Origin of the sequence: Actinoplanes italicus, from assembly GCF_003001815.1 — a bacterium.
In the GTDB taxonomy this organism is placed as follows: Bacteria; Actinomycetota; Actinomycetes; order Mycobacteriales; family Micromonosporaceae; genus Actinoplanes; species Actinoplanes italicus.
Genome location: NZ_PVMZ01000049.1, coordinates 1 through 20,270 on the forward strand (window position 1 = coordinate 1; position 20,270 = coordinate 20,270).

At 72.2% G+C, this 20,270-nt stretch carries 3 protein-coding genes; all 3 read right to left on the bottom strand.

The window, feature by feature from the left end; translation table 11 throughout:
• The coding region (locus tag CLV67_RS50580) for a non-ribosomal peptide synthetase (protein ID WP_106331170.1) at positions 1–17,308 on the bottom strand (17,308 nt) is incomplete at its 3' end.
• A complete protein-coding gene (locus CLV67_RS50585) occupies positions 17,305–18,993 on the bottom strand; it encodes a non-ribosomal peptide synthetase (RefSeq protein WP_106331171.1) in 1,689 nt (562 codons plus the stop codon). The genes CLV67_RS50580 and CLV67_RS50585, both read right to left, overlap by 4 nt.
• Positions 18,990–20,270, bottom strand: a 1,281-nt coding sequence (locus CLV67_RS50590; RefSeq protein WP_146169662.1) for an AMP-binding protein, incomplete at its 5' end; no start/stop codon positions are given. The genes CLV67_RS50590 and CLV67_RS50585, both read right to left, overlap by 4 nt.

The window sequence follows — 20,270 nt, forward strand, 5'->3', positions numbered from 1 at the left end:
CTTCGCTGGTGAGGGCGAGGGCGATGTCGGCGGTGGCGGCGTCGAAGTTGAAGGAGGCGAATTGCAGTGCCGGGTCGCCGGGTTGCAGGCGGTAGAACGGTGCCAGCCCGGTGACGAGGTTGAGCAGGCCTTCGTGGGTGTTGACGACGCCTTTGGGCTGGCCGGTGGTGCCGGAGGTGTAGATGACGTAGGCGGCTTGATCGGGACGGATGTCGGCGGTGAACGGCGTCGCCGAGAGAGTGTCGACGTCGGTGAGGATGGTGGCGGGCCGGCTGTCGGTGATCATGTGGTCGAGTCGGGCGGCGGGGAGTGCGGGGTCCAGCGGGAGGTAGGCGGCTCCGGCTTTCCAGGTTGCGAGGATGGCGATGACGAAGTCGATGCCGCGGGGGAGCCGGATGCCGACGATGTCGTCGGCGCGGACGCCGCGGTCACGCAGGTCGGCGGCGAGTCGTCCGGCGTGCTCGTTCAGCTCTCGGTAGGTCAGGGACCGTCCGTCGCAGACGAGTGCGGTCGCCTCGGACCCGGCCGGGATCAGGTCGAGGATCGTGCGGGCCGCAGGCGTCACGTGGGGACCGGTGAGTCCGGTCGCGTCGTGCATCGGCAGCCGGGACACGGGCATGGCCGGGTCGGTGACGACGGCCCTGAGCAGGGTGGTCAGGTGCTCGGCCATCCGCCGGATCGTCGGCTCGTCGAACAGGGTGGTGCTGTAGTCGAGGGCACAGGTCAGCCCGTCGGTGGCCTCCACGATGCTCAGCGACAGGTCGAACTTGACCTCGACCCGGTCCGGGCCGGTGCCGCCCGGCGTGGAACGGCGCTCGTGGTCGACGACGGTGTGCGTGAACAGCGTCTGGACGAGCGGGGTGCGTGACCGGTCCCGGTCCACGACCAGGTCGTCGACCAGTTCCTCGAACGGCAGGTCCTGGTGGTCGTAGGCGCCGAGCGCCGCCGCGCGTACCTGATCGAGAAGTTCGGTGAAGGCCGGATCGCCGTCGAACCTGCCACGGATGGCGAGCGTGTTGACGAAGAAGCCGATCAGGTTCTCGATCTCGGCGTGGTTGCGGTTCGCGACCGGCGTACCGATGAGGAGGTCGTCCTGCCCGGTGTGCCGGTGCAGCAGCACCGCGTACGCCGCCAGCAGCGTCATGAACATCGTCGCCCCGGTCCGCCGGGACAGCTCCCGCAGCGCGGCCGTGACGTCCGCGCCGACGTCCACGGTGACCACCGCGCCCTCGGTCGACCGCACCGGCGGCCGGGGGCGGTCGGTCGGCAGCTCCAGGACCGGCGGGTCGGCCAGCCGGTCGCGCCACCAGGCGAGCTGGGTCTCGCGCAGCGGCCCGTCGAGCAGTTCCCGCTGCCAGACCGCGTAGTCGGCGTACTGCACCGGCAGCGGCGGCAGCGGCTCGTCCAGGTACGCCCGGAACAGCTCGTTGCGCAGCAGCCGCGCCGACCACTCGTCACAGACGATGTGGTGCATGGCCAGCGCCAGCAGGTGCCGGTCCGGGGCGACACGGATGAGCGTGGCCCGCAGCAGCGGACCACCGGCCAGGTCGAACGGCACGGCCGCACCCTCGCTGACCAGGTCACGGGCCGCACGCCACGGGTCGGCGTCACCGGACACGTCGACGACCGGCATCGGCGGCGACGACGGAGGATCAACAACCTGATGGGGTACGCCCTCCGCGTCCCCGACCAGCCGGGTCCGCAGCGCCTCATGGCGTTCGGCAACAGTGCCGAGAGCGGCCCGCAGCCGGTCTGCGTCGAGCGCCCCGTCGAACGGCACCTGCGTGGTGATCACGTACTCGGTGGACTCCGGATCGAACTGCGCCAGGAACCAGAGCCGCTGCTGGGCGAAGGACAGTGGCAGCGGCCCGGACCGGTCCACCGGCGTGATCGCCGCCGTGACCGCACCGGCGGTCTGCCCGACGGCCGCCGCCAGTCCCGCGATGGTCGGCCGCTCGAACAGGACCGACAGCTCCAGCTCGGCGCCGAGCGTCCCACGGATCCGTGAGGTGACCTGTGTGGCCAGCAGCGAGTGTCCGCCCAGGTCGAAGAAGTCGTCGTCCACCCCGATCCGGTCCACGCCGAGCAGGTCGCTCCAGATCTCGGCGAGGGCCCGCTCGACCGGCGTGGCCGGGGCCCGGTATTCGCCGCCGTCCGGCCGGGCGCCGTCCGGTGCCGGCAGCGCCGCCCGGTCGATCTTGCCGTTGGGGCTGAGCGGCAGGGCCGTCAGCTCGGCGAAGACCGCCGGCACCAGGTGCTCCGGCAGCGTGGCACGCAGGTGTTCGCGCAGCTCGGAGGCGGCCGGGACACCCAAGGACAGGTCGGCCGGGACCAGGTAGGCGACGAGCCGGTCATTGTCGGCGACGATCACCGCGCCGGACACGCCCGGGTGGGTGGTGAGGGCGGCCTGGATCTCGGCCGGTTCCACCCGGTGGCCGCGGACCTTGATCTGGTGATCGGTCCGGCCCAGATACTCCAGGTCGCCGCCGGGCAGCCGCCGGACCAGGTCACCGGTCCGGTAGAGCCGCCCGCCACCGGCGCCGAACGGGTCCGGCACGAACGAGGCCGCCGTCAGCGCGGGACGGCCCAGATAGCCGCGGGCCAGGCCCGCGCCGCCGAGGTAGAGCTCACCGGGCACCCCGGCCGGGACCGGCCGCAGCCGGGCGTCGAGCACGTGCAGCACGGCGTTGGCGACCGGCCCGCCGATCGACGGCGTTCCCGAGCCGGTGACCTTGGCGAAGCTGGCGCAGACACTCGCCTCGGTCGGCCCGTACGCGTTGACCAGCCGCCGCCCCGCCGACCACACCGGAACGAGCCGCTCGTCGAGCCGCTCACCCGCACTGACCAGCGTGGTCAGCCCCGGTACGGCGGCCGGGTCGAGGACCGCGAGCAGCGACGGCGGCAGCGTGGCGATGCTGACCGCGGAGTCACGGATCAGCGCCGCCAGCCGGTGCGGGTCGCTCTGCTCGGCGGCCGTGGCCACGGCGAGAGTGCCGCCCGCGGCCAGCGCCATGACCGTCTCCCACACCGAGGCGTCGAAACTCGCCGAGGCGAACTGGAGCGAGACGACACCCGGTCCGGCGGGGACGATCCCGCGCAGCGCGGTCGCCAGGTTGAGCAGGCCACGATGGGTGGAGACGACACCCTTGGGCCGGCCGGTCGAGCCGGAGGTGTAGATCAGGTAGGCGGCCTGGTCGGGGTGGACGGTCACGTCGGGCGCGGTGTCGTCGTATCCGGTGAGGTCGGGCCGGTAACCGTCGTCGATGACCAGGGCGGCCCGGCTGTCGGTGCGCATGTAGGTGAGGCGGTCGGCAGGGTAGGACGGATCGAGCGGGAGATAGGCGGCGCCCGCCTTCCAGACCGCGAGGATGGCGGTGATCAGGGCGGGGCCGCGGTCGAGTTCGAGGCCGACGATCGATTCGGCGCCGATGCCGCTGTCGAGCAGGTGGCGGGCCAGCCGGTTGGCGGCGGCGTCGAGCCCGGCGTAGGTCAGAGGCGCCACCGCGACCGCGTCCGGGGTGGTACGGGCGTGGTGCGCGAACAGGTCGTGGACGGTCGGCGCCGGTGCCTGCGGGGTCGCCGAGTCGTTCCAGGTCGCGAGCGCGTCCCGCTCGGCGGCGGTGAGGACGGGCAGGGCGGAGAGCGGCCGGTCCGGGGTGGCGGCGATCGCGGCGAGCAGCGTACGCAGATGCCCGATCAGCCGAACGACGGTCGCGTGGTCGTAGAGGGCGGTGCTGTACTCGACCGCGCCCGTCAGCTGGGTGCCGGTGTCGACCAGGGTGAGCGTCAGGTCCCACTTCACGGCGATCGGCACCGGCTCGTGGATGCGTTCCGGTCCCGGTTCCGGCGCCGTGCCGGTGGTGTCGAAGTTGAACACCGTCTGCACGAGCGGGGTCCGCGACCGGTCCCGTACCTCGACCAGCTCGTCGACCAGCCGCTCGAACGGCAGATCCTGATGGGCGTACGCGTCGAGGGCGGTCCTCCGCACCCGTCCGAGCAGCTCGGTGAACGTCGGATCGCCGCCCAGATCGGCCCGCAGCACCAGCGTGTTGACGAAGAACCCGATGAGGTTCTCCACCTCGTCCTGGTTGCGGTTGGCGATCGGGCTGCCGATCAGCAGGTCGTCCTGTCCGCTGTAGCGGCCGAGCAGCACGCCGTAGGCGGCCAGCAACGTCATGAACATGGTGGCGCCGTGCTCCCGCGACAGCCGCCGCAACCCGCCGGACACCTCGGCGGACAGGGTGAAGTCGACGACGCTGCCCTCGGTGGAACGAACCGGCGGGCGGGGCCGATCGGTCGGCAGGTCCAGCATCGGCGGGTCGGCCAGCCGGTCACGCCAGTGGTCGAGCTGCGCGTCCAGGACCGGACCGGTGAGGTGTTCGTGCTGCCAGAGCGCGTAGTCGGCGTACTGCACCGGCAGTTCCGGCAGCGTTTCGCCGTGATAGAGCGCCACCAGCTCCCGCTCGAAGATCCGTGCCGACCACTCGTCGGACACGACGTGGTGCATGCACAGGCCCAGCACGTGCCGGTCGTCGGCGAGCTGGATCAGGATCGCCCGCAGCAGCGGCCCGGCGGCCAGGTCGAACGGGACACGCCCGGCCCGGTCCAGCACCTCACGCGCCGCGTCCTGTGGGTTCCCGGCACCCGTGACGTCGGCCCGCTCCAGGGGGAACTCCGCGGGCGGGTCGACGACCTGGTGCGGAATGCCGTCGGGACCGGTGACGAGCCGGGTCCGCAGCACCTCGTGCCGCGCCGTGATCGCGCCGAGCGCCGCGGTCAGCGCCGGCACGTCGACCGGGCCGAGCATCAGGGTGTTGGTGATGTTGTACTCGACCGACGCCGGGTCGAGCTGGGCCAGGAACCACAGCCGCCGCTGCGCGAACGACAGCGGCAGGCGCCGCGACCGGTCGGCCGGCGTGACCGGCGGCAGCGCGGGACGGGTGTCCACGTCGTCGAGGACGGCGGACAGGCCGGCGACGGTCGGGTGGTCGAAGATCGCGGCCAGCGGCAGTTCGGCGGCGAACGCCGTGCGCAGCCGGGTGACGATCCGCGTCGCCAGCAACGAGTGCCCGCCCAGGTCGAAGAAGTCGTCGTCGGCACCGATCCGGTCCAGTCCGAGCAGGTCACCCCAGACCGCGGCGACGATCTCCTCGGTGGCCGTGCCGGGCGCCCGGTAGCCGCCGGCCAGGTCCGGCCGTACGGTGGCGGGATCGGGCAGCGCCGGCCGGTCGATCTTGCCGTTCGGGGTCAGCGGCAGCACGGCCAGCTCCACGAACACCGACGGCACCATGTGGTCCGGCAGGGTCTCGCGCAGCCCGCGGCGTAGTTCGTCGGCGGCCGGCAGGCCGCCCGGTGCCACCAGGTAGGCGACCAGGCGTTCGCCACGGGCGACCACGACAGCCGCGTCGATCGCGGGGTGCCGGGTCAGAACGTGTTCGATCTCTGCGGGCTCCACCCGGTAGCCGCGGATCTTGACCTGCTGGTCGTTGCGGCCGAGGAACTCGACGTTGCCGTCGGCGCGGTGCCGGGCCAGGTCGCCGGTGCGGTACAGGCGGCTGCCGTCGGCGGCGAACGGGTCCGGGACGAACCGCTCGGCGGTCAGCGCCGGACGGCCCAGGTAGCCGCGCGTGACGCCGGTTCCGGCGATCAGCAGGTCACCGGCCGCGCCGATCGGTACGGGCCGCAGGCGACGCCCCGTGACGTGGACCCGGCTGCCCGGGAGCGGACGGCCGATCGGGGTCGGTGCGGGACCCGTCATCTCCGGGACGAGCTGGGCGTACGTGCTGTCGATGCTCGTCTCGGTGATGCCGAAGCCGGTCAGCAGCCGGGTGTGCGGCAGGACGTCCCTGGTCCGGGCCGCGGCCGCGGTGTGCCACGTGTCGGTCGTGGCGATCAGCAGCCGCAGATCGGGCAGCGTCTCCCCGGCGGCGGCCAGGTGCTCGGTGAGCTGGTCCAGGTAGCGGGGCGCGGACTCGAACGCGGTGACGCGGGTGGCCGCCAGGAAGCGGGCGAACGCGTCCACATCGGTCTGCAGGCCGGGCTCGCCGATCACCAGCGTGCCGCCGGAACCGAGCGCACGCAGCAGGTCGCCGGTGAACACGTCGAAGCTGATGTTGGTCAGCGACGGCCAGCGGTGACGCTCGCCCGGCTGGAAATGCGTGTGCGACCACCCGGCGTACAGGCTGAGAAGGTTCTGATGGGTGACCAGGGTGCCCTTCGGACGCCCGGTGGTGCCGGAGGTGTAGATGACCGCCGCGGCCCGGCCCGGCACCGTCGAGGCGGCGGGTGGCCCGGACGGCTGTCCGGTGTGATCGCCGAGCACCACAACCGGTCGTCCGACCATCTCGGTGTCGATCCCGCTGCTGGTCAGGACCAGGGTGGCGGCGCTGTCGTCGAGCATCTGCGCCAGGCGGCCGGGCGGATAGTCCGGGTCGAGCGGCAGGTAGGCGCCACCCGCCCTCCAGACGGCCAGGACCGCGGTGACCACGTCGACGCCGCGCGGCAGGAGCAGGCCCACGACGGTCTCCGGGCCGACGCCGTGCGCGCGGAGCAGGTGCGCGAGCCGGTCGGCTGCCGCGTCCAGTTCGCGGTAGGTCAGCGTGGTGCCGCCCGCCTCGACGGCCGGGTCGCCGGCGAACCGGGCGGCGGCGTCACCGATCAGCGCGTCCACGCCGGTGAACGGCAGGTCCACCGCCGGACCACCGTCGCCGGCCCGGACGGGGGCGGTGTGCACCAGCGCCGAGACGGGTGCCGTGGGCGTCTCGGTCATCGCGGCGAGCAGGGCGGACAGGTGCTCGGCCATCACCTGGACGGTGGCCCGCTCCAGCAGCGCGGTGCTGTACTCGAAGACGCCGTCGACGACCTCACCCCGGTCACTCATCGAGAGCGCCAGGTCGAACAGGACGGCGGTCTCGCGGTCCGGTTCCGGGGCGGCGCCATCGGCCACCGCGTAGTTGAACAGGGTCTGGACCAGCGGCGTCTGCGACCGGTCCCGCTCCCGGACCAGCTCGTCGACCATCCGCTCGAACGGCAGGTCCTGATGGGCGTACGCGTCGAGCGCGGTCTGCCGGGTGCGGGCCAGCAGGGTCTCGACCGTCGGGTCGTCGCCGAGCCGGGTGCGCAGCGGCAGGGTGTTGACCAGGAAACCGATCAGGTTCTCGGTCTCCGCCTGGCCGCGGTTGGCGATCGGCACGCCGACGAGCAGGTCGTCCTGGCCGGTGTAGCGGTGCAGCAGGACCGCATAGGCGGCTTCCAGGACCATGAACATCGTTGATCCGGTACGCCGGGCGAGCCCCCGGAGTCCTTCGGTGACCTCCGCCGGGACACCGAAGTGCAGGGTCGCCCCGGCGCTGGAGCGGATCGCCGGCCTGGTCCGGTCGGCGGGCAGCTGCAGCACGGGCGGGTCGGCCAGTTGCGCACGCCAATAGCCGAGCTGCGCTTCGAGGACGTCGCCGGTGAGCCAGGCGCGCTGCCAGGCGGCGTAGTCGGCGTACTGGATCGGCAGCGGCGACAGCGTCCCGCCGGTGACCAGTGTGTGCAGTTCACGCCGCAGAACCGCGGCCGACCACTCGTCGTAGGCCACGTGGTGCAGGCAGAGCGCCAGCACCTGCCGCCGGTCGCCGAGCCGCACGAGGACGCCGCGCACGGGATGCTCGGCCGCCAGGTCGAACGGCCGCACGATCCGCTCGGCGACCTCATCCGGGGTGGCGGGCCCGCCGAGGACGTCCAGCGGGAACGGGCGGGGCTCGTCGACGACCTGGTGCGGGGCTCCGTCCGGGCCGGGTACGAGACGGGTCCGCAGGACCTCGTGCCGTGCGGTGAGCTCGGTCAGCGCCGCGGCGATCGTGGCGGCGTCGAGGGCTTCGGGCAGCGGGATGCTGATCGGATTCAGGTATTCGGTGGAGCCGGGTTCCAGCTGAGCCAGGAACCAGAGCCGTTCCTGGGCGAACGACAGCTCCAGCGGGCGGGAGCGGTCGGCGGGCCCGATCGGCTCACCCACGGAACGGCCGGTGGCGCGGTCGGCGGCGGCCGCCAGTCCGGCGATCGTCGGGTGGTCGAAGATCGCGGCCAGCGGCAGGTCGACGCCGAGGGCGGTGCGTGCCCGGCTGATCACTCGCGTGGCCAGCAGTGAGTGGCCGCCCAGCTCGAAGAAGTCGTCGGTGGCGCCGACCCGGTCCAGGCTCAGCGCCTCGCACCAGATCTCGGCGAGGGCCAGTTCGGCGGGAGAGACCGGCGCGACGTAACGGTTGGCCAGGTCGGGGCGGGCCGTGTCGGGAGCGGGCAGGGCGGCGCGGTCCAGTTTGCCGCCGGGCGTGGCGGGGATCGCCGGGATAGTGATGAACAGCGACGGGATCAGGTGGCCGGGCAGAACCGTGGCGAGGCGTTCGCGCAGCTCGCCGACCGGCGGCAGCCCGATCCCGGCATCGGCCGGGACGACGTGGGCGACCAGCCGGCCCTCGTGGGCGCTGATCACCGCGGCGGCGATCCGGTCGTCGGCGGTGAGCGCGGCCTCGACCTCGGCCGGTTCGACCCGATGCCCGCGGATCTTGATCTGGTCGTCGGTCCGTCCGAGGTAGTGCAGCCGGCCCTCGTCATCCCAGCGGGCCAGATCGCCGGTGCGGTACAGGCGGCTGCCGTCTGCGGCGAACGGGTCCGGGACGAAACGCTCGGCCGTCAGGACGGGTTGTCCGAAATAGCCGCGCGCGACGCCCGTACCGCCGAGGTGAATCTCGCCGTCGATCCCGATCGGCACCGGCGTCAGGCCGGGTCCGAGCAGGTGGGCACGGGTGCCGGCGATCGGCCGTCCGATCAGGTTGCCCGGCTGCGGGCCGGCGTGGACGGTGGCGCCGATCGTGGTCTCCGTCGGGCCGTACTGGTTGACCACGGTGATCGGCGCTTCGTGAAGGGCCTCGGCGAGCGGGCCGGGGATGACCTCGCCGCCCAGGATCAGCGTCCGGCGCGGCAGGGGCAACGGCCGCATCGAGGCCAGGTGCGAGGGCGTCAGTTTGAGGTGGTCGATCCGATGCTCGTCCAGGAACGCGGCGAGCCGTTGCGGGTCGGTGCGGGCTCCGGCGTCCGGGAGGTACAGGGTGCCGCCGGTCGTGAGCGCGGCCAGGACCGTGGTGTTCCCGGCGTCCGTGGTAGCGGGCTGGACCAGCGCATACCGGTCGCCGGGCTGACCGGTCCCGGTGCGTGCCGGGATCGCGGCAGCGTAGTTGATCAAAGCGCCGTGGGTGGTGACGACTCCCTTGGGCCGTCCCGTGGAACCCGAGGTGTACATCAGATAGGCGGCCTGGTCCGGCCGCACGGAGACCTCCGGCCGCGACGTGGGCCGGGCGTCGATGGCGGGGTCCTCGAGGGTGTCGACGATCAGCATCGCGCGGCTGTCCGCGACCAGCTGCTCGCGGCGGGCAGCCGGGTGCGCCGGGTCGAGTGCCAGATAGGCGGCGCCCGACTTCCACACGCCCAGCATCGCCGTGATCATGTCGGGGCCCTGTTCGAAGCAGAGCGCCACGACGCTCTCCGCCCCGGCACCGAGCGCGCGCAGGTGGTGGGCGAACTGGTTGGCGCGCGCCTCCAGCTCGGCATAGGACACGGAACGGCCGCCGGCCACGACGGCAACGGTGTCCGGGCGGACCCGGATCATCTGGTGCACGCCCCCGGCCGGGGACAGGGGAGCTGCCGTGTTGTTCCAGTTCAGGAGGTGGTGTTGTTCGGGCGGGGTGAGCAGCGGCAGGGCCGACAGGGGACGGCCGGCGTCGTGGGCGATCGCGGCCAGCAGGGTGAGCAGGTGGCCGGCCATGCGCCGGATGCGGGCGGCGTCGAACAGCGTGGTCGCGTACTGCAGGTAGCCGCGCAACTGTCCGTCACCGGTTTCGCCGACGCCCAGCGACAGCGCGAACTTGGCGAGCACGTCGTCACGTTCGCGCAGGCCAGGTTCGCCCTCGCCGGTCGCGCCGTCGAGCGTGACGTAGGAGAAGAGCGTCTGGATCAGTGGCGTCCGGGAGCGGTCGCGGTCGTGGACGAGTTCCTCGACGAGCTGTTCGAACGGCAGGTCCTGGTGGGCGTACCCGGCCAGGGCCGTCTCGCGGGTCTGCCGCAGCACCTCGGCGAACGTCGGGTCGCCGCCCAGTCGCAGTCTCAGCACGAGCGTGTTCAGGAACAGGCCGATCAGGCCCTCGGTCTCCGACCTGCCACGGTTCGCGACAGGCGTACCGATGAGAAGATCTTCTTGGCCGTTGTATCGGTGCAGCAGGACGGCATAAGCGCTGATCAGCGTCATGAACATGGTGACGCCGTGCTGCCGGGACAGCTCGCCGAGCCCGGCCGCGACGTCTCCGGGGACGCTGAAGGCGACCTCGGCCCCGGCGGTGGACCGGACCGGCGGGTACGGCCGATCGGCCGGCAGCTCCAGGACGGGCGGGTCGGCCAGCTGCTCACGCCAGTAGCCGAGCTGCGCGCCGAGGTCGAGCCCACGCTGCCACGCGGCGTAGTCGGCGTACTGGATCGGCAGCGGCGGCAGGCTTCCACCGGTGTAGAGGGTCCGCAGCTCGCTGCGCAGGATCCGCTCCGACCACTCGTCGAAGACGGCGTGGTGCACGGCGATCACCAGCACGTGCCGGTCGTCGGCGAGCCTGACCAGGACAGGTCGCAGCAGCGGCCCGGCCGCGAGGTCGAACGGCCGCCCGGCCTCGGCGCGCAGCAGTCCGGCGAGGTCCACGGTGCCCACCACCGGCAGCCGTACCGGTGCGGGCGGGTCGATCACCTGGTACGGCTCCCCGTCCGCACCCGTGACCAGCCGGGTCCGCAGCGCCTCGTGCCGCGCGACCAGCCCGGTCAGCGCCGCGGCCACCGCGCCGGCGCCCACCACGCCGTCGAGCGGGATCCGGACCACCGAGTTGTACTCGGCCGACCCCGGCGTGAGCCGGTCGAGGAACCACAACCGCTGCTGGGCGAAGGACAGCGGCAGCAGCCGCTCCCGGCCGGCCGCGACGATCGGGCTGTCCGCGGGCCCGCCCACCGCACTGCCGAGGACACCGGCCAGGGCTGCGACCGTCGGATGGTCGAACAGCGCCGCGACCGGCAGACCGGTCCCGGAAAGTGCCCGCAGCCGGGCGATCACCTGTGTGGCCAGCAGCGAGTGCCCGCCGAGTTCGAAGAAGTCGTCGTCGGCGCCGACCCGGTCCACGTCGAGCAGCTCGGCCCACACCCCGGCGACGATCTGCTCGGTGGCGCTGCCCGGCGCTCGGTAGTCGCCGGTCAGTCCGGGCCGGGAACCGTCCGGCGCGGGCAGCGCGGCCAGGTCGATCTTGCCGTTCGGGGTGACCGGGAACGCCGCGACCTCGACGTAGTGCGCCGGGATCATGTGCTCCGGCAGGGTGGCCCGCAGATGCGCGCGGATCTCCCCGACCGGCGGCAGTCCACCGTCGGTGACGAGGTGGGCGACCAGGCGGTCGGCGCGGGCCGTGACCACGGCCGCGGTGATCCGCGGATGGCCGGTGAGGGCGTGCTGCACCTCGCCGGGCTCGATCCGGAACCCCCGGATCTTGAGCTGACGGTCGGTACGGCCGAGGAACTCCACCTGCCCGTCGGGGCGGCGGCGGGCCGCGTCACCGGTCCGGTAGAGCCGCCCCCCGCCTGCCGGGTCCGGCACGAACCGTTCGGCGGTCAGGGCCGGGCGTCCTCGGAATCCCCTGGTCACGCCGGTCCCGCCGAGGTAGATCTCCCCGGTCACGCCGATCGGCACAGGACGTAGGTGATCGTCGAGCACGTGCACCCGGGTGCCGGGCAGCGGACGCCCGATCGGCGTGGCCGCGTGGTGGGCCGGCGCCGGTTCGAGGACGCTGAAGGTGCTGTCGATCGTGGTCTCGGTGATGCCGTACGCGGTGAGCAGCCGGGTGTGCGGCAGGACCTGCCTGGTCCGGGCCGCGGCGGCCGTGTGCCACGTGTCGGTGGTGACGACCAGCAGTTCCAGGTCGGGCAGAGTCTCGCCGGTGGTCCGCAGGTGCTCGGTGAGGGCGTCGGCGTGACGCGGCGCGATCTCGAACGCGGTGATCCGCTGCCGGGCCAGCTCATCCGCGAACGCCGCCGTGTCGGTCTGCAGGCCGATCGGCCCGAGGTGCAGGGTGCCGCCGGAGCCGAGGGCCCGCAGCAGGTCGCCGGTGAACACGTCGAAGCTGATGTTGGTGAGCGACAGCCAGCGGTGCCGGTCGCCGTCGCGGAAGTGGGCCGCCGCCCATGCCGTGTACAGGCTCGTGAGGTTGCGGTGGGTGACCAGCGCGCCCTTGGGCAGTCCGGTCGAGCCGGAGGTGTAGATGATCGCGGCGAGCCGGTCGTCGGCCGTGGACGGCTCGGGCGCGGTGCCCGGCAACCCGGCGATCGCCGGATCGGCCAGGAACTCGTGGTCCACGACCAGGGTCGCGCCGCTGTCGGCACGCATGTGGGCGATCCGGTCGGCCGGATAGTCCGGGTCGAGCGGCACGTACGCGCCACCGGCCTTCCACACCGCCAGCACGGCGACGACCAGGTCCACGCCACGGTTCAGGTGCAGGCCGACCACGGTCTCCGGGCCGACGCCGAGGCCGCGCAGGTGCCGGGCCAGCCGGTTCGCGCGCGCGTCGAGATCGGCGTGGCTCACCACCACGTCGCCGGTCACGACGGCCGGGCCTTCCGGGTTCCGGGCGGCCGCTGAGGAGATCAGGACATCGACCCCACCGATGTACGGGGTGAGCGAACCCGCCCCGGTCCACTCCGGCAGGCTGTCCCGCTCGGCGGCGGTCAGCAGCGGAATCTCCGCCACCGGAACCGTCGCGTCGTCCACCATGGCGGCCAGCACCAGCAGCAGACGCTCGGCCAGTGCCGCGATCGTGCCGGAGTCGAACAGGGCCGTGCTGTACTCGAACGTCCCGTGCAACCGGGCGCCGTCGTCGGTCACGGTCAGCGCCAGATCGAACGGCACGGCCAGTTCGACCGGCCGCCCGTCGCCGTGCCGGCCGTCGGCGGCGTAGGTGAACAGCGTCTGCACCAGCGGCGTGCGCGACCGGTCCCGGTCGTGGACCAGCTCGTCGACGAGCCGCTCGAACGGCAGGTCCTGATGGGTGTAGGCGTGCAGGGCCGTACCGCGCACCCGGTCGAGCAGCCCCGACAGTGACGTCTCGTCACCCAGCCGGCTGCGGATCGCGAGGGTGTTGACGAAGAATCCGATCAGCGGCTCGATCTCGGCCCGGCCCCGGCCCGCGATCGGCGTGCCGACCAGCACGTCGTCCTGCCCGGTCCAGCGGTGCAGCAGGGCGGCGTAGCCGGCGATCAGCGTCATGAACATGGTGGCGCTGTGCTCGCGGGCGACCGTCCGCAGGCCGTCCGCGACCCGGTCCGGCACGGCGAAGCTCAGCGTCGCCCCGGCGGCGGAACGGATCGGCGGGCGCGGGCGGTCGGCCGGGAACTCCAGCACCGGCGGATCGGCCAGCTCGGTGCGCCAGTGTTCGAGCTGGGCGCCGAGGTCCAGTCCGCGCTGCCAGACCGCGTAGTCGGCGTACTGCACCGGGAGCTCCGGGAGCGGGCGGCCCTCGTACAGGGCGGCCAGCTCGTTCCGCAGGATCCGCTCGGACCACTCGTCGGAGACCACATGGTGCAGGAACAGCACCAGCAGGCACCGGTCCTCGCCGGTACGGACCAGCAGCCCGCGCAGCATCGGCCCGGTCGTCAGGTCGAACGGGCGCCGGGCCTCGGCGGCCAGCAGCTCCCGCAGGTCGCCGGTCAGGCCGGTCTCGGCCAGCGGGAACGGTCCCGGCGGGTCGACGACCTGGTGCGGTACGCCGTGCCCGTCGGCGACCAGCCGGGTGCGCAGCACCTCGTGCCGTTCGACCAGCGCTTCCAGCGCCGCGGTGAGCGATGCGACGTCGATCGGCCCGTCCCCGCCGAACGTGATCATCTGGTGGTACTCGGTGGACTCCGGCTCCAGCTGGGCCAGGAACCAGAGCCGCTGCTGACCGTAGGAGAGCGGCAGGGGGCGGTCCCGGACGGCCGGCACGATCGGCGGCACGGCCGGGCCGGTGGTGCCCGCGTCGATCGCCGCACCGAACCCGTGGATCGTCGGATGGTTGAACAGGGTCACGAGCGGCAGGTCCACCTCGAACACGGCCCGGACCCGGCTGACGAGACGGGTCGCGAGCAGCGAGTGCCCGCCGAGGTCGAAGAAGCCGTCACCGGTGCCGATCCGATCGACCGCCAGCAGGTCGCGCCAGATCGCGGCGAGGATCTCCTCGGTCGGCGTGGACGGCGCGCGGTAGGCGCCGCTCGGCTCGGGCCGGTTCAGGTCCTCGACGGGCAGCGCGGCACGGTCGAGTTTGCCGTTGGCGTTCAGCGGCAGCCCGGCGACCTCGACGAACACCGCCGGCACCATGTACTCGGGCAGGCTCGCGCGCAGGTGGTCGCGCAGTTCCCCGGCGGCCGGCATACCGTCCGGTGCCACCACGTACGCGACGAGACGCTCCCGGTGGACGGTGACGACGGCCGCCGTGACCGCCGGGTGCCCGGTGAGCGCGTGCTGGATCTCGGCCGGCTCGACCCGCTGGCCGCGAAGTTTCACCTGATGATCGGTACGTCCCAGGTAGTGGATGGCGCCGTCGGCGTCCCGGCGCGCCACATCGCCGGTCCGGTAGAGCCGTTCGCCGTCCTCGCCGGGCACGAACCGTTCCGCGGTCAGCGCCGGCTGGTTGTGGTAGCCCCGGGCCAGCCCGGCACCGGCGATGTACAGGTCGCCGGTCACGCCCGGTGGCACCGGCCGCAGATGCCCGTCGAGCAGGTGGATGCGGACGTTGCTGATCGGGTGACCGATCGGTACCTCGGTGATCGGGCCGCGCGGGCACGTCCACCGGGTCACCTCGATGGATGCCTCGGTCGGGCCGTACAGGTTGTGGACCGTCACGTCCGGGCTCAGCTCGTACAGCCGCGTGACGTCGGCCGGTGCCAGGGCCTCGCCGCTGCAGAACACGTCCCGGAGGTCCGGCAGCGGCCGCGGCCACGGGTGGTTCACGAACTGGTGCAGCAGTGACGGCACGAAGTGGGCGGTGCCGATCCGGTGGGTGTGCAGGAGGTCGTGCAGGTGGTCGAGGTCGGCGTGGCGGCCGGGTTCGGCGATCACCAGGGTGGCGCCGCTGATGAGCGGCCAGATCAGCTCCCACACCGAGACGTCGAACGTGGTGGGCGTCTTGTGCAGGACCCGATCGCCCGGTGCCAGCGGGAACTCGCCGACCATCCAGGTCAGCCGGTTGAGCAGGCCCCGGTGGGTGCTGACCACGCCCTTGGGCGCGCCGGTGGAACCGGACGTGTAGATGACGTGGGCGGCCTGGTCGGGGTGGATCACGACGTCCGGGGTCGTGGCCGGCCGGGTGGCGATGGCGGGGTCGGCCAGGAACTCGGGTGTGATCGTGATCAGGGCACGGCTCGTGGTTGCCATCTGCCGGTTGCGGGCCTCGGGGTGGGCCGGGTTGAGCGGCAGGTAGGCGGCGCCGGTCTTCCAGATCGCGAGGATCGCGACGACCAGGTCGAAGCCGCGTTCCAGGGGCAGCGCGATCACGGTCTCCGGGCCGCCGCCGAGCGCGCGCAGGTGGTGGGCGAGCCGGTTGGAGCGCTCGTGCAGCTCGCGATAGGTGAAAGTGCGGTCCTGGAAGATCAGCGCGGGCTCGTCGGAGTCACCGTCGATCAGGTCGAGGGCGGTGGCGGCCGCTGAGGGCAGGGCGGTCGTGTCGTTCCAGGCGGTCAGCTGAGCGGTGTCGTCCACGGTGAGCAGCGGCAACTGGGACACCGGGCGGTCCGGCTCGGTGACGATCGCGGTCAGCAGCGTGGTGAACCGGGCGGCCATCCGGCCTACGGTCGCGGCGTCGAAGACCGCGGTGCGGTACTCGAGCATGCCCCGCATCGCGGTAGCGGTCTCGGTCAGGACCAGGCGCAGGTCCCACTGGACCGGGATGCCCTCCAACAGGTCCGGTGCGGGGCCGTCCGACGCGGTGCCGTCACGGTAGTGGCTGAACAGGGTCTGGATCAGCGGGGTCCGGGCGCCGTCCCGCTCGTGGACCAGTTCGTCGACCAGCTTCTCGAACGGCACATCCTGATGGGCGTACGCCTCCAGGGCCGTCGTCCTGGTCCGGTCGAGCAGCTCGTCGAAATCCGGGTCGTCGCCGAGGCGGATCCGGATCGCGAGCGTGTTGATGAAAAGCCCGATCAGCGACTCGGTCTCCGGCCGTCCACGGTTCGCGATGGGCGTACCGATGAGAAGGTCGTCCTGCCCTGATTGCCTGCTCAGGAACACCGCGTAGGCGGCGATCAGCGTCATGAACATGGTGGCACCGTGCCGTCGCGACAGCTCCCGCAGGCGGGCGGTGACCTCAGCGGGCACGGCGAAACCGAGACTCGCTCCCTCGGCCGAGGGCACCGGCGGGTACGGCCGGTCGGTCGGGAGGCTCAGCGTCGGCGGATCCGCCAGCCGAGTACGCCAGTAGTCGAGCTGCGCGTCCAGCACCGGCCCGGCCAGCCACCGCCGCTGCCAGACCGCGAAGTCCGCGTACTGGATCTCCAGCGGGACCGGCTCCCATTCCCGCCCGTCGAGCAGATTTTGGTAGGCGGCGAAGAACTCGCGGCGGATGATCCGGTCCGACCACTCGTCGAACGCCACGTGGTGCAGACGCAGCACCAGGAAGTGCCGATCCGCCGCCACCCGGACCAGCGTGGCCCGCAGCGGATGCTCCGCGGCCAGATCGAACGGCACCCGCGTGGCCTCCACGACCAGCTCGAATGCCGCCCGCCCCGGGTCCCGGCCGCCGGAGACGTCGGTGAGCTCCAGCCGTACCGGCGCCGGTGGGTCGATCACCTGGTACGGCTCACCGTCGGCGTCGGCGATCAGCCGGGTCCGCAGGATCTCGTGCCGGGTCACCACCCCGGTCAGCGCCGCGGCCAGCGCGTCCGTGTCCACCGGGCCGTCGAGCGGGAGCCTGACCAGGCAGTTGTACTCGGCCGACTCCGGCGACAGCAGCTGCAGGAACCAGTACCGCTCCTGGGCGAACGACAGCGGCAACCGGTCCCCGCGGTCCGCCCGCGTGATCGGCGGCTGCTGACCGGCCGGGTCGCCCGACTCCGCCTCCCGGCCCAGCAGGACGCCGATGATCTCGTCGCGGTGAGCCTTGAGGCGGCTGCTCAGGTCGTCGGTGAAGACGTTCTTGGGCGCGAGCACCCGCAGGCGTCCCTCGGCGACCCGCAGCCGTACGCCTCGGGCTTCGAGCTCGGTGATCAGGTCCATGGCCGGCGTCGTCATCGGGCGCTGTCTCCCCTGTGCGGTGATGGTGCGTCGAGCGACTCGAGCGCCTCGTCCTCGGACATCTGCTCGATCTGCCGCAGGATCCGCTCCTCGACGAGAACGGCGACGGCCCGGACGGTGGCGTGGTCGTAGAACTCCGCGGCCGTCAGGTCGATCCCGAACCGGCGGCGGATCGCGGCGATCACCTGGGTCGCGATCAGCGAGTGGCCGCCCAGGTCGAAGAAGTTGTCCTCAGCCCCGACCCGGTCCAGCCCGAACAGCCCGCCCCAGATCCCGGCGATGACCTGTTCGGTCGCGGTGGCCGGGCTGACGTGTCCGGTGGTGATGGCCTGCCGCGGTGCGGGCAGGGCGGTGAGGTCGCGTTTGCCGTTGACCGTGAGCGGGATGCCGCTGATCTCGACGAACAGTGCCGGGATCATGTAGTCGGGCAGTGTGGCGCCGAGCAGGTCACGCAGTTCCCGGGCATTCGGCAGCCCGCCGTCGGGCACGACGTAGGCGATCAGCTGGCCTTCGTGTCCCAGCACGACGGCCGCGCTGATTTGTGGGTGCCGTGTGAGGGCGTGCTCGACTTCGGCTGGTTCGATGCGGTGGCCGCGGATCTTGAGTTGCTGGTCGGTGCGGCCGAGGTGGTCGAGGTTGCCGTCGGGCAGTTGCCGGGCGAGGTCGCCGGTGCGGTACATGCGGCTGCCGTCGGTGGTGAACGGGTCCGGGACGAACCGTTCGGCGGTGAGGGCGGGGCGTTGGAGGTAGCCGCGGGCGAGGCTGGGTCCGGTGAGGTGGATCTCGCCGGTGGGCATCGGGTTGAGGTGCTGGTCGAGGAGGTAGACGCCGGTGTTGGGCAGTGGCCGGCCGATCGGTGGCTTGGTCTCGTTGCCGGTCAGCACCGCGACGGTGGTGATGACGGCGGCTTCGGTGGGGCCATAGGCGTTGTGGACCAGGTGGTTTCCGGCCCAGGCCTGTGCGAGCCGAGGCGGGAACGGTTCCGATCCGACGATCAGGGTGCTGTCCGCCGGGAGGTCGCCGAGGGTGGCGAGCAGGGTAGGGCTGATGTTGAGGTGTCTGATCTGGTGCTGATCGATCAGCTGTGCGGGGTGGTTGCGTTCCTCGCTCGTGGCGATGATCAGCGTTGCGCCGCCGGTCAGGGCGAGGGCGATGTCGGCGGTCGCGGCGTCGAAGTTGAAGGAGGCGAACTGCAGTGCCGGGTCGCCGGGTTGCAGACCGTAGAACGGTGCCAGCCCGGTGACGAGGTTGAGCAGGCCTTCGTGGGTGTTGACGACGCCTTTGGGCTGCCCGGTGGTGCCGGAGGTGTAGATGACGTAGGCGGCTTGATCGGGACGGATGTCGGCGGTGAACGGCGTCGCCGAGAGAGCGTCGACGTCGGTGAGGATGGTGGTGGGGCGGCTGTCGGTGATCATGTGGTCGAGCCGTGCGGCGGGGAGTGCGGGGTCGAGGGGTAGGTAGGCGGCTCCGGCTTTCCAGGTCGCGAGGATGGCGATGACGAAGTCGATGCCGCGGGGGAGCCGGATGCCGACGATGTCGTCGGCGCGGACCCCACGACGGCGCAGGTCGGCGGCGAGTCGTCCGGCGTGCTCGTTCAGCTCTCGGTAGGTCAGCGTCCGTCCGTCGCAGACGACCGCGGCGGTGTCCGAACCGGTCGGTATCAGGTCCAGGATCGTGGTCATCGAGGGGCCTCCGGATCGGCGTCACCGAGTTCGCGTAGGGCGTCCGTCTCGGACATGTCCTCGATCTCGGCCAGGATGGCGTCCTCGACGTTCTCGGCGATCTCCCGCACGGTCGGCTGGTTGAAGAACGTGCCGACCCCGACGCTCACCCCGAACCGCTGCCGGATCCGCGTCACCACCTGGGTCGCCAGCAGCGAGTGCCCGCCCAGGTCGAAGAAGTTGTCGGTGACGCCGATCTGATCGAGTTTCAGCAGGTCGGACCAGATCTCCACGAGCGCCTGCTCGGTCGGGGTGGCCGCCTCGTGGAAGCCGGTGACCAGGTCCGGCCGGTCCGTGCCGGGTTCCGGCAGGGCTCGCCGGTCGAGCTTGCCGTTCCCGGTGAGAGGCAAGGAGGCCAGGGGGATGAAGGTGCTCGGGATCATGTGCTCGGGCAGCGTCTTGCGCAGATGCCGGTGCAGTTCTTCGGTCGGCGGCGGGGTGCCGTCGCAGACCAGGTAGGCGATGAGCCGGTGGTCGTGCTTGGCGGCGACGGCGGCGGTGACGGCCGGGTGGCCGCGCAGTACTGCCTCCACTTCGGCGGTCTCGACGCGGTGGCCACGGATCTTGATCTGGTGGTCGGTGCGGCCGAGATAGGAGATGGTGCCGTCACCGTTGTATCGGGCCAGGTCGCCGGTGCGATACAGCCGCTCGCCGCCGTCAGCCGGGATGAACTGCTCGGCCGTGTGGACCGGGTTGTTGTGATAGCCGCGGGCAAGCTGCGGCCCGCTGATGTGCAGGTGTCCGGGCACTCCGGGCGGGACGGGCTGCAGGTGCTCGTCGAGGATGCGCGCCGTGACGTTCGGCAGTGGCGTGCCGAGAGCGTCGGCGCTGGTGTGGGTGAGCACGCCGATGGTGGTCTCGGTCGGTCCGTAGTGGTTGACGACCGTGCCGGTCAGCTCGCGGGCGAGATCCGCCGGAGTGGCCTCGCCGCCGAGGATCAGCGCCTTGCGAGGCAGGGGCAGCGGCCACAGTGACGCCAGATGTGACGGCACGATCTTGAGGTGGTCGACGGCCGGCACGAACTGGGCCATCGCCGCCGGGTTCGTGACGGTTCCGGCCTCCGGAGTGCGGATGGTTCCGCCGGTGGTCAGTGCCGTGAGGATGATCGTGTTGCCGAAGTCGGTGGTCGCCGGGGTGATGAGCCCGTACGTGTCGCCGGGTTCGCCGAGTCCCAGTCGTGCCGGGATGACGGTGGCGTAGTTGGTGAGTGCCCGGTGGGTGATGACGACGCCCTTGGG

Excerpts from the sequence above, each read along its gene's own strand:
- CLV67_RS50585 (WP_106331171.1), bottom strand. The coding sequence starts at position 18,993 with ATGACCACGATCCTGGACCTGATACCGACCGGTTCGGACACCGCCGCG.